Genomic DNA, 12,245 nt, shown 5'->3' with positions numbered 1-12,245 from the left:
GCAACGACAACAAGAAAAGGAGACAGGCATGACGGTTCTTCAGATGCTGAAACCGCACGCGGGCTTGCGCGTGCTCGTGACGGGCGGCGCATCGGGCATCGGGCTCGTGATCGCGCGCGCGTTCGTCGATGCGGGGGCGCGCGTGCACGTCTGCGATGCGAGCCCCGACGCGATCGATGCGCTGGCGCAAGCCGAAGCGAGCGCGGAGTGCAATGCGATTACATCGACGCTCGCGGATGTGTCGGACAAGGATGCGGTCGAGCGCGTGTTCCTCGACGTGCAGAACGAACTCGGCGGACTCGATGTGCTCGTGAACAACGCGGGCATCGCCGGACCGACCGGCGGCATCGACGAGATCGACGTGAACGAGTGGGAGCAGACCGTCGACGTGAATCTGAATGCGCAGTTCTATTTCGCGCGCCGCGCAGTGCCGCTTCTGCGCGAGGCGCACGGTGGCGGGACGATCATCGCGTTGTCATCGGTGGCGGGACGGCTCGGCTACGCGTTTCGCACGCCCTATGCGGCGACGAAGTGGGCGGTCGTCGGCATGACCAAGAGCCTCGCGATCGAACTGGGGCCGTCGAATATCCGCGTCAATGCGATTCAGCCGGGCATCGTGAAAGGGCCGCGCATCGAACGCGTGATTGCCGCGCGCGCGAAGCAGCTGAACCTCTCCTATGAAGAGATGGAGAAGCAGTATCTCGCGAAGGTTTCGCTGCGCCGCATGACGACGCCCGAGGAAGTCGCGGCCACCGCGCTCTTTCTGTGCTCGCCCGCGGGCAGCGGCATCTCGGGACAGGCGATCTCGGTCTGCGGCAACGTGGAAGTCCTTTAAAACAACGAGGATCACATGGCAACGAAACGCAAGGTCATCATCACATGCGCGCCGACCGGGGCGATCCATACGCCTTCGATGTCGCCGTATCTGCCGCTGACGCCGCAACAGATCGGCGATGCGGCGCTCGCGGCCGCGCAGGAAGGCGCCGCGATTCTGCATCTGCACGCACGCGATCCGAACGACGGCCATCCGACCCAGGACCCCGCCGTGTTTCAGGAATTCCTGCCGCGCATCAAGGCCAATACCGATGCGGTCATCAACATCACGACGGGCGGCAGTCCGCACATGACGGTAGCGGAGCGTTTGAAGCCGGCGCATCACTTCAAGCCGGAAGTCGCATCGCTCAACATGGGCTCGATGAACTTCGGCCTCTATCCGATGCTGGAGCGCTTCAAGGACTTGAAGTACGAGTGGGAGCGCAAGCATCTGGAGAATAGCCGCGATCTGGTGTTCAAGAACACGTTCGCGGATATCGAATACATCCTCACTTCGTGCAGCGACAACGGCACACGTTTCGAGCACGAATGCTACGACATCTCGCATTTGTACAACCTCGCGCACTTCGTCGATCGCGGGCTCGTCAAGCCGCCGTTCTTCGTGCAGAGCGTGTTCGGTTTGCTGGGCGGCATCGGACCGCATCCCGAAGACCTCGCGCATATGAAGCGCACGGCGGATCGTCTCTTCGGCAGCGACTACGTGTGGTCGATTCTCGGCGCGGGCCGTCATCAGATTCCGCTCGGTTCGATCGGCGTCGCGCAGGGATCGAACGTGCGCGTCGGTCTCGAAGACTCGCTGTGGATCGAACCGGGCAAGCTGGCCGAATCGAGCGCGGCGCAGGTGAAGAAGATCCGGCAGGTGATCGAAGGGCTGTCGCTCGATATCGCGACGCCCGCCGAAGCGCGCGAGATGCTCAAGCTGAAAGGCGCGAGCGACACCAACTTCTGAGACGGAGGGCATCGTGAACGCCAGGCTCAAAGTAGTCGCGATGCCGACGGGCTGGCTCACCGTCGATCGCTCATCGCAGGTGTATGGCCGCTACTTCGGACAGCAGATGAAAGTGCCGGTGTGGTCGACGGCGATCGTCGGCGCGCAGAAGAAGATCGTCGTCGATACGGGCATCCACGATCCGGGCTGGGTCTCCAGCTTCGTGTGCCCGTGCGATCAGGCGCCGGAAGAGAAGCTCGAACGCGCGCTGAAGGAATACGTCGGCTGGAGCGCGGAGGAAGTGGATATCGTCATCAACACGCATCTGCATTACGACCATTCCGGCGGCAATACGCTCTTCAAGAATGCGCGCTTCATCGTGCAGGCGGCGGAGTGGGAATACGCGGGTCATCCGCTGCCGACGCAGGCCACGTATTACCAGGAGTTTCTGATCGGCCGCGAGCCGCTCGCGTATTTCCGCTGGCAGTTCGTCAACGGCCTGACCGATATCGTGCCCGGCGTGCGCGTCGTGCCGACGCCGGGTCATACGCCGGGTCATCAATCCGTCGCGGTCGATACGGAAGAAGGCGTCGTGCTGATCGCGGGCGATTGCGCGAACTGCATGGAGAACATCGTCGATCTCGTGCCGGTGGGCATCGTGCATGAAACGCTCGCGGAGATCGGCTCGCTGTCGCGTATCCGCCAGATCGCCGATTTCGTCATACCCGGACACGACCCGAACGTCGTGCCCGGCAGCGCGGGCATCGCCTTGCCCGCAAGTGCGCGTCTGCCGCACGTTCGAAGCTAGCAGCGCCCGCTTCATAACCATACGAAGACCGGAGGAAGACATGAAAGCATTGACGCAGTCGATTCGTCATGCGGGACGGGCCGCGCTCGGCCTCGCGTTCGCGGCGGCGCTCGCCGTGTCGGGGCAGGCGCACGCGGCCGGCAAGTACAAGATCTTCTTGTCGATGAGCTATGTCGGCAACGACTGGCAGACGGAAGCCGCGAACATGGTCAAGGCGATGGCCAACACGCCCGCCCTGAAGGACAAGGTCGACCTCGAAGTGCAGGTCGCCGGCACCGACGCGCAGAAGCAGATCCAGCAGATCAACTCGATGGTGCAGGCGGGCGCGAAGGCCATCGTCATCTATCCGATCTCGCCGACGGCGCTCAATCGCGCGATCAAGAACGCGTGCTCGAAGGGTGTCGTCGTTGCGGCGTATGACGGCGAAGTGACCGAGCCGTGCGCGCACAACGTGACGATCGACCAGCATCAAGCCGGCACCGTCACCGCCGAATGGCTCGCGAAGACCATCAACGGCAAGGGCAACGTCGTGATGATCACGGGCGTGCCGGGCACGTCCGTGGACCGCGCGCGCACCGAGGCGGCGAAGGCCGTGTTCGCGAAGTTTCCGGGCATCAAGATCGTGGCGGAAGGCACGGGCATGTGGAGCCAGGCGACCGCGAAGACCGAGCTCTCGAAGATTCTCGCCACCAACAGCTGGGACAAGATCGACGGCCTGTGGATGCAGGTGGGCTGCTTCACGGCGGCGTCGATGCAACTCGAAGCGGGCATCGCCGATGACAAGATCAAGCCGTGCGCGGGCGAATCGTCGAACGGGCATCGCGTGCAGATGCTGCCGCCGGGCGAGGTGAAGGGGCAGGGCGGGTATCGCTCGATCGGCTATCGCTCGATCTCGTACGGCGCGCCGCCCTATTCCGGCGCGATGGCGCTCAAGATGGCCGTGAAGAAACTCGACGGCGGCGACTTCCCCGCGCGCGTGACGCTCAAGCTGCCGCTCGTGCTGACCTCGGAATCGAAGCTCTGCAAGACCGGCAGCATCGACGAGCTGAAGGCGGGCTGCACCGCGTTCCCGCCGGACAAGGTGCCGCCGGGCTGGTTCGCGGACATCTACTCGGAAGATACGAAGGAAGTGGGCTTCAACGCGGCCCTGACGGGTAATCAGGACTGAGATCGAGGCATGACGATGAACGACGCATCATTGGCGATCGATCTGTCGAAGGTGACGAAGCGCTTCGGCGCGACCGTCGCGCTCGATGGCGCGTCGTTCTCGGTGAAACGCGGCGCGGTGCATGCGCTGCTCGGCGAGAACGGCGCGGGCAAGTCCACCACGGTCAAGCTGCTATCGGGATTGATGCAGCCCGATGCGGGCAGCATCCGCGTATTGGGCCGCGACGTGACGATGAAAAGCCCGAAGGACGCGCATCGCGCGGGCGTGCAGACGGCGTTTCAGGAGATGACGCTCGTGCGCGATCTCACGGTCGCGCAGAACCTCTTGATGTCGTACGAGCCGACGGGTTTTCTCGGGCGCATCAAGAAGCGCGACGCGCAGCGGCAGGCGGCGGAATGGCTCGACAGACTCGAACTGTCCGACGTGCGCCCGGGCGCATACATCCGCGATCTGTCCTTGCCGGTGCGGCAGAAGATCGAAATTGCGAAGGCGATCGTGCGCGCTCCGCAAGTGCTGCTGCTCGACGAACCGACTTCCGCGCTGTCGGGCCGCGATGTCGCGTGGCTTTCGAGGCGCATCGACGAAATGAAGGCGAGCGGCGTGACCTTCGTGTTCATCTCGCATCGCATGCAGGAAGTGCGTGAGTTCTGCGACAGCCTCACGGTGTATCGCAATGGCCGCGACGTGGGCGCGTTCGACGCCGCCGATATCTCCGACGACGAAGTGATCCGCCTCGTCATCGGCCGCTCGATGGAGGCGAAGTATCCGCCGAAAGTCGCTTCAGTGAAGCTCGACGCGACGCCCGCGATCGAGACGCGCAATGTTCGCGTCGATGGCGTCGTGACCGATTTCGATCTCGCCGTGAAGCCCGGCGAAGTGCACGGCATCGCGGCGCTGCAGGGCATGGGGCAACGCGAGCTGTTCGAGGCCCTGTTCGGCGCGACTTATATCGACGATGGCGAGATACGTATCGATGGCAAACCGGTCACGCTCACCTGCACGGCGGATTCGCTGAAGGCCGGCGTATCGACGAGCTTCCTGCCGGAGGACCGCAAGACCGAAGGCCTGTTCCTGCGCTTGCCGGGCGGCGAGAACGTGTCGCTGCCGGTGATCGGGCGCTATGCGCGCTTCGGCCTCATCGACCGCAAGCGGGAGCAGGCCGCGATCCGCCGCTCGCTCGCGCAGATGGAAGTGAATCCGCGCGCGCTCTACAAGCCGTGCCTCTCGTTCTCGGGCGGCAATCAGCAGAAGATCGCGATGGCCAAATGGCTGCTCACGCAAAGCCGCGTGTGGCTCATGTTCGATCCGACGCGCGGCATCGACGTCGGCACCAAGCACCAGATCTTCGTGCTGATGCGCGCGTTCGCGGCGGCGGGCGGCGCCGTGCTGTTCTATTCGACCGATGTGCCCGAACTCGTCAACGTATGCGACCGCGTTTCGGTGATGTATCGCGGGCGCAATGTCGGTGAACTGAGCGGCGATGCGCTGACCGAAGAGAACGTGATGCGCAAGATGCTTTCCAGTTGAGAGGTTGCTCATGAAGATAGCTGTTGCGTCGCCCGATAGCGAGGTCGTGCGGCCGGGCGCGCGTGTGGGATTGGGCGCGCGCATCGATCATCATCGCGGGCTCATCATCGCGATCGGCGCGCTCCTCGCGATGCTCACCGGATGGGTCGCGCTGTCCGCGACGCCCGTCGGGCTCTACGACATCGGCTCGGTGATTTCGAGTGCGACGACACTCGCGCTCGCGGCGATCGGGCAGACCATCGTCGTGCTGTCGGGCGGTTTCGATCTGTCGGCGTCGGCGGTCGTGTCGCTCGCGAACGTGCTCGCGGTGCGCTTCGTGCAGGGCTCGCCCGTCGAGCAATGGGCGGGCGCCGCGCTGATTCTCGCAATCGGCGGCGGCATCGGCCTCGTGAATGGCGCGCTGATCGCATGGTTTCGCCTGCAATCGATCGTCGTCACGCTGGCGACGATGTTCATGGTGCAGGGTCTGACGCTGCTGATTCAGAACAAGCCCGGTGGCAGCGTAGGCGATCAGTTCGGCGCGCTGCTCACGGCCGATCTCATTCCCGACAAGCTGCCGATGTCGGCGGGCTTGCTGGTCCTGGCGTTGCTGATCTGGTCGTTCATCAAGCGCACGCGCTTCGGCGTGGGCTTGTATGCGCTCGGCAGCGACCCCGACGGCGCGTATGCGAACGGCATGCCGGTCACGCGCTATCGCATTGCGACTTATGCACTCGCGGGCATGTTCTACGCGGCGGCGGGCCTGTATGTATCGGCGCAGACGGGTTCGGCCGATCCGCTCGTCGGCCGCCCCTTGCTGCTGTCGATGTTCACCGCGGTCGTGCTCGGCGGCACGCTGCTCGGCGGCGGGCGAGGCGGCTGCGTCGGGACCGTGTTCGCCGCGATGACGCTGATGATCACCGTGAACATCCTGCTCGTGCTGAACGTGTCCGCGTTCTTCACGACCATCGCCGAGGCCGTGATCCTGATTCTCGCGGTGCTCGGTTCGTCGATCGGCAAGCAATCGGCGGCGCACGAATGCGCGCGTCACGCGGCGCAGTGGTTCAAGGCGATGCGAACGGGAACGCGGGCGCGCGACGATCGCCATGCGCGCCACGTCACGTTCGAAGTCGATGATTTTCGCCCGGTCGAGAACACGGAACTGAAGGGGCGCGTCATCGCCGACTGGATCGAGCGCAATCGCGAATGGGTCAAGTACGTCGTGCCGGCGTATCTGCTGTTCTTCGCGGTGGTGGTCATCACGGGCTTCGTGTATGGGCCGGGCGTGCTCGTCAGCGCGAATTTCTACAGCAGCCTGCTCACGTTGACCTTGTTTCTCGCGATTCTCGGTTTGGGGCAGGGCGCGGTGATTCTGACGGGTGGTCTCGATCTCTCGATGCCGTGGCTCATCACGCTATCCGGCGTCCTGTTGACCGGACTCACACACGGCGTGAACGGTGCCGCGGCGTGGGCCGTGCCGGTGGTGCTGCTCGTCGGCTTGTTGGTTGGTGTATTCAACGGCGTGGGCGTCGTGATGCTCGGCTTGCCGCCGATCGTCGTCACGCTCGCGGCGAACGGCCTGCTGCAAGGGCTGACGCTGATCTATTGCAACGGCTCGCCGCAAGGATGGTCGCCCTCGGCGATCAGCCAATTCACCAACGAACGATTCGGGCCGTTGTCGCTCGCGGCGTGGAGCGTGCCGGTGTTTCTCGTCATCGCGCTGGTGCTGTTGCATCGCACGCCGTTCGGCCGTCGCGTGTATGCGGTCGGCAATTCGCCGGTCGCGGCGAAGCTGTCGGGCGTGCGAGTCGGCACGACGCTGATCGCGGTGTATTGCCTCTCCGGTTTGTGCTCGGCGATCGTCGGCCTGCTGCTCGCCGGGTTCAGCTCGCAAGCGTTCCTCGGCATGGGCGATCCGTATCTGTTGCCGTCGATCGCGGTGGTCGTCGTCGGTGGCGCGCTGATCACCGGCGGACGCGGACACTATCTCGGCGTATTCGGCGGCGCGTTGCTGCTCACCGCGCTGGGCACGTTGCTCGCAGGAACCACCGTGCCGCCCGCGGTGCGCGACATCATCAACGGGCTCGTCGTGCTCGCAGCGGTCATCACGTTGCGGGACAAGAAAAGCTGACCCATTCGAATGAGGACCAGACACAGATGCAGGCGAAAAACATTGCGGTGATCGGTTCGGGGCGCATCGGCCGCGCGTGGGCGATCGTCTTTGCAAGAAGCGGCTTCACGGTCAACGTGCACGACGCTTCGAAGGAGATGCTCGCGGGCGCGATTCCCGCGATCCGCGAAAGCGTGCAGGATCTCGCATCGTTCCATCTGATCGACGAACCCGTCGATACGATCGTGGCGCGCATCAGCGCGCGCGAAAGCCTCGCCGACGCCGTCGCCGATGTGGATCTCGTGCAGGAGAACATCGCGGAAGTGGTGGACGCCAAGCGCGCGTTGTTCATCGAACTGGATCGACTGACGAAGCCCGATGCGCTGCTTGCGAGTTCGACCTCGGGACTGCCCGCATCGACGTTCACCGAAGGCATCGAAGGCCGCGCGCGCTGTCTGGTGGCGCATCCGGTGAATCCGCCTTCGCTCGTGCCGCTCGTCGAGTTGTGCGGCGCGCCGTGGACCTCGCCGCAAGCGCTGGAACGCGCGCGCATCATCTACGAACAGGCGGGACAAAAGCCCGTCACCGTCAATCGCGAAATTTCGGGCTTTCTGCTCAATCGCCTGCAAGGCGCGCTGCTCGACGAAGCGTTGAGTCTCTACGAACAAGGCTATGCGAGCGCCGCCGATCTCGACACCGTGATCCGCGACGGCCTCGCGATGCGCTGGTCATTCATGGGACCGTTCGAAACCATCGACCTGAATGCGCCAGGCGGCGTGGCCGATTATGCGGCGCGTTACAGCGGTACGTATCGCGCGATCGCGTCAGGACGCACGCCGTTCGACTGGCCCGCCGGCACGCTCGGCAAGCTCGATGCCGAACGCCGCGCCGTCCTGCCGCGCGACCGGATCGAGGAACGCAGCCGCTGGCGCGATCGCCGCCTGATGGCATTGCTCGCGCATCGCCGCGATGTCGAGGACCGCGAAGACTAACTCAAGGAGACAACGATGGCCGAAGTACGCTTGCTGGTCGACGCGAACAATCATCTAGGCGAAGGACCGTTGTGGGACGTGAAGGAGGAACGGCTGTACTGGATCGACAGCACGGCCGCCGAAATCTATAGCTGTCGCGCGGACGGCGGCGACGTGAAGCGCTATTTCGTGCCGCGTCATATCGGCTCGATGGCGTTGCGCGAGCAAGGCGGCGCGGTGGTCGCGCTCGCCAACGGCCTGCATTTCTACGACTTCGACGCACAGACCGTGCAGTTCATCGCCGATCCGGAAAGCGACGATCCCGAGACACGTTTCAATGACGGCAAGGTGGATCGTCGCGGCCGTTTCATCGCGGGCACCATGTCGTACGACTTCGACCGCTACGACGCCGATCGCGGCCAGCGCTCGACGCGCAGCGGCGGTCTCTATCGGCTCGATACGAACGGCAAGGTCACGCGGCTCGACAGCGGCATCAGTTGCTCGAACGGCCCATGCTGGAGCCCCGACAACAAGACCTTTTACTTCACCGACACCTACAGCAAGGAGATGTACGCGTACGACTACGACATCGAGACGGGCGCGGCGACGAACAAGCGCCTGTTCGTATCGGCGCACGACATGGCGGGCACCTTCGATGGCGCGACGGTCGACGCGGAAGGCTATATCTGGTCCGCGCTCGTGTTCGGCGGGCGCATTCTGCGCTTCGCGCCCGATGGCAAGCTCGATCGCGTCGTGCCGTTTCCGGTGCGCAATCTGACGAGCGTGATGTTCGGCGGACCGAATCTCGACATCCTCTATGTATCGACGATGGGCCGTCCGATGTGGGGCATTCCGCAGAAGGAGCGCGACAAGGGCGGCCTCTTCGCGGTGACGGGGCTCGGCGTGCGCGGCATTCCCGAGCCGCGTTTCGCGGGATGAGGCGCGGGCGTTATCATTCGGGCCTCAGGGTTACGAACGGTATCGCCCGACATGGATACGAATCAGCTCCTTGCGTCCTTGCCCGCGCGCATCGACGCGATCGTCTCGCGCGGCGCGAAGGCGCATCCCGATCACATCGCGTTGCATGAGGACGCGCGCACGCTGACCTATGCGCAACTCGACGATGCCGTCGATGCGCTCGCCGCGCGTCTTGCGGCTGCGGGCGTGCGCGCCGGCGATCGCGTGATGCTGATCGGCGAGAACGGCGTCGCGCTCGTGGCGTCGCTTTTTGCGGCCAGCCGTCTCGATGCGTGGGCGCTCGTGACGAACGCGCGTCTGTCCGCTGTCGAACTCGACGCGATCCGTGCGCATGCGAAACCGCGTATCGCGCTCTATACCGTCGAAGCCTCCGACGATGCCGCGCATCACGCGCAACGCGATGGCGCTTCGGTCGAATCGCTCGACGTAATTTCGATAGGCGCGTTCGCACTGAGCGCCGTCGATGCGACTTCCGCGCAGGAGCCGCACGGCTTGCCATCGGACCGGCAATGCGCCGCGCTCATCTACACGACGGGCACGACCGGTGCGCCGAAGGGCGTGATGCTTTCGCATCGCAATCTGCTGTTCGTCGCGGCGGTATCGAGCACGCTGCGCCGCGTGGGTTCCAGCGATCGCGTCTATGCCGTGCTGCCGATCTCGCATGTGTTCGGCCTCGCTTCGATGTGCCTCGGTTCGCTCTACGCGGGCGCGATGCTGCGGCTCGCGGCGCGCTTCGATACTGAGCGCGCGGGACGCGTGCTCAGCGAAGAACGCATGACGATCTTTCAGGGCGTGCCCGCGATGCATGCGAAGCTGATCGATCACTTCACGCCGCGCGGCGGCCTGAACGCGCCGTCGCTGCGCTTCGTCTATTGCGGCGGCTCACCGCTCGACATGACGCTCAAGGCTGCCGCCGAAGCGTTCTATGGCGTGCCCTTGCACAACGGCTATGGCATGACCGAAAGCAGTCCGACCGTGTCGAACACATCGCTCGATGTACCCGCGCGTGATTCATCCGTCGGTCCGTTGATTCCCGGTGTCGAGGCGCGCATCGTGCCGCTCGATAACGACGATACTGGCGAACTATGGGTACGTGGCCCGAACGTCATGCTCGGTTATTATCGCGATCCGGCGCAAACGGCGGCCACGGTGACGGCGGACGGATGGCTCAAGACCGGCGATCTCGCGCGCTTCGAGAACGGCAATCTGTATATCGTCGGACGCAGCAAGGAACTCATCATCCGCTCGGGTTTCAACGTGTATCCCGCCGAAGTGGAACAGGCGTTCAACAGCCATCCCGCCGTGCTGCATTCCGCCGTGATTGGACGAAAGGTGGAGGGCAACGAGGAGGTGCTCGCGTTCGTCGAACTGAGGCCGGGTTGCTCGACGAACGAATGCGAACTCGCGGAGTGGGTGAGCGCGCGGCTCGCGCCATACAAACGGCCTTCGTCGATCCGCATTCTCGACGCGTTGCCCGTCTCCGCGAGCGGCAAGGTGCTCAAGCATCGGCTCGGGACGCTCGCTAGTTAGTGGCAGCCTTCATGTCTTCGCCCGCGCCGCCCAGCGATTGAAAGAGCGCGGCGGTATCGGAGAAGCGGGTTGCTTGCGCGAGCGCGTAATCGAGCTGTGTTTGTAACGCCTGGCGTTGCGTGTCGAGCAAATCGAAACGGCTTACGCCGCCAGCCGCGTAGCGCGCGCCGGTCGTATCCAGATTCGCTTGTGCTTCATTTGCTGCGATTTCGCGCGCCTGCAATGCGCTCGCGTCGTTCTGAAGCGCGGTCAGGCTATCGGCGACTTGTTGCAGCGCGTCCAGCACGGTTTGTCGATAGGCTTGCATCGCCGCGTCGTAGGCCGCTTCCGACGAGCGCTTCTTCGCGCGCAGTTCGCCGCCATGAAACAGCGGCTGCGTGAGATTCAGACCGGCATTCCATACGTTCAGGCTGTTGAGCATGTCGTGGATGTTGGTGCGCTGGCTGCCAACTCCGGCCGATAGCGAGAACTTCGGATAGAGATCGGCCGTCGCCACGCCGACATTCGCGCTCGCCTGATGCAGCAAGGCCTCGGAGGCGCGGATGTCGGGACGTTCGCGCGCGAGCGTCGAAGGCAAGGTGAGCGGCACGCTGCCGGGCAGATGCAGCGAGTCGAGCGTGATCGCATCGAAATCGGCTTTGGACGGCTCGACGCCGAGCAACACCGCGAGCCGGTGATCGGCCTGATCGCGTTGCGTGATGAGCGATGGCAAACTCGCGCGCGTCTGCTCGACCAGCGTGCGCTGGCTGCGTACATCGAGCGTCGCGACGCCGCCTGCGTGCAGTCGGCCTTCCATGATGCCCAGTTGCCGGCTCTGCGCATCGACGAGACGTTCGGTGAGCGTGATCTGCTGCTGCAACGAAGCGCGCCGTATCGCGGTAGCGACGACATTGCCCGCAATCGTCAGCCGCGCCGCATCGAGTTCGAACGACTGGTAATCCACTTGCGCGCGCAATGCTTCGAGCGCGCGACGCTCGCCGCCGAAGATATCGAGCGTGTACGACACGCTGACCGATGCATCGAAGAGCGTAAATGGTCCGGGGCTCGGAATGGGCACGCCGAACGCGGCAGGATCGACCTTCTGACGCGTGCCGGAGAGCGAGGCATCGACGGCGGGGAAGTACGTCGCGCCCGCTTGCGCCCGATAGTCTTCGCGCGCCTGCACGAGCTTCGCGCGCGCTTGTTCGAGCGTCGGACTGTCGTTCAGCGCGCGATCGACGAGACGGTTCAGCGGATCGGAGCCGAACTGCGTCCACCAGAGCGGCAACGCATGCTCGGCCGATGGAAAGCCTTGCGATGCCGCGGACGATTTGACGTAGGTCTGCGTATCGGGCGGCGCGGGCGCGTGAAAGTCGGGGCCCACGGTGCAGCCGCACAAGACGATCGCGCAAAGGGAAAGGATCGGTTTCATC

The 12,245-nt window shown here is 64.4% G+C and carries 10 protein-coding genes; 9 read left to right on the top strand and 1 reads right to left on the bottom strand.

The window, feature by feature from the left end:
* Nucleotides 1–28: 28 nt before the first annotated feature.
* From BTHE68_RS19185 to BTHE68_RS19145, 9 genes are read left to right on the top strand one after another with little or no spacing between them, the layout of a single operon-like run.
* Nucleotides 29–835 (top strand): SDR family oxidoreductase, encoded by an 807-nt coding sequence (locus BTHE68_RS19185; protein ID WP_162067830.1) that lies wholly within the window; start codon nt 29–31, stop codon nt 833–835.
* 15 nt (nt 836–850) lie between these two features.
* Nucleotides 851–1,783 (top strand): 3,5-dioxohexanoate:acetyl-CoA acetone transferase, encoded by a 933-nt coding sequence (kce, locus tag BTHE68_RS19180; RefSeq protein WP_061178959.1) that lies wholly within the window; start codon nt 851–853, stop codon nt 1,781–1,783.
* Between the two features lie 13 nt (nt 1,784–1,796).
* Complete coding sequence (locus tag BTHE68_RS19175) at nt 1,797–2,570, top strand: N-acyl homoserine lactonase family protein (protein ID WP_162067829.1); 774 nt, start codon at nt 1,797–1,799, stop codon at nt 2,568–2,570.
* 40 nt (nt 2,571–2,610) lie between these two features.
* Nucleotides 2,611–3,738, top strand: a complete 1,128-nt coding sequence (locus tag BTHE68_RS19170; protein ID WP_061178957.1) for a sugar ABC transporter substrate-binding protein — start codon at nt 2,611–2,613, stop codon at nt 3,736–3,738.
* 9 nt (nt 3,739–3,747) lie between these two features.
* Nucleotides 3,748–5,265: a sugar ABC transporter ATP-binding protein gene (locus BTHE68_RS19165; protein ID WP_232077967.1), complete on the top strand. Its 1,518-nt coding sequence runs from the start codon at nt 3,748–3,750 to the stop codon at nt 5,263–5,265.
* A 10-nt stretch (nt 5,266–5,275) separates the two neighbouring features.
* The gene (locus tag BTHE68_RS19160) at nt 5,276–7,375 is read left to right on the top strand and encodes an ABC transporter permease subunit (protein WP_162067828.1); all 2,100 of its coding nucleotides are present in this window, start codon (nt 5,276–5,278) and stop codon (nt 7,373–7,375) included.
* A gap of 26 nt (nt 7,376–7,401) precedes the next feature.
* The gene (locus tag BTHE68_RS19155) at nt 7,402–8,346 is read left to right on the top strand and encodes a 3-hydroxyacyl-CoA dehydrogenase (protein ID WP_162067827.1); all 945 of its coding nucleotides are present in this window, start codon (nt 7,402–7,404) and stop codon (nt 8,344–8,346) included.
* A gap of 15 nt (nt 8,347–8,361) precedes the next feature.
* Nucleotides 8,362–9,264 (top strand): SMP-30/gluconolactonase/LRE family protein, encoded by a 903-nt coding sequence (locus BTHE68_RS19150; protein ID WP_162067826.1) that lies wholly within the window; start codon nt 8,362–8,364, stop codon nt 9,262–9,264.
* A 51-nt stretch (nt 9,265–9,315) separates the two neighbouring features.
* A complete protein-coding gene (locus BTHE68_RS19145; RefSeq protein WP_162067825.1) occupies nt 9,316–10,833 on the top strand; it encodes a class I adenylate-forming enzyme family protein in 1,518 nt (505 codons plus the stop codon).
* Here BTHE68_RS19145 and BTHE68_RS19140 read toward each other — a convergent pair.
* Nucleotides 10,826–12,244: an efflux transporter outer membrane subunit gene (locus BTHE68_RS19140; protein ID WP_162067824.1), complete on the bottom strand. Its 1,419-nt coding sequence runs from the start codon at nt 12,242–12,244 to the stop codon at nt 10,826–10,828. The genes BTHE68_RS19145 and BTHE68_RS19140 overlap by 8 nt on opposite strands.
* Between the last annotated feature and the right edge of the window lies 1 nt (nt 12,245).

It is taken from the genome of Burkholderia sp. THE68 (assembly GCF_009938265.1).
In the GTDB taxonomy this organism is placed as follows: domain Bacteria; phylum Pseudomonadota; class Gammaproteobacteria; order Burkholderiales; family Burkholderiaceae; genus Caballeronia.
The sequence above is the reverse complement of the archived record's forward strand: the minus strand, read 5'-3'. Positions and strand labels throughout refer to the sequence as shown.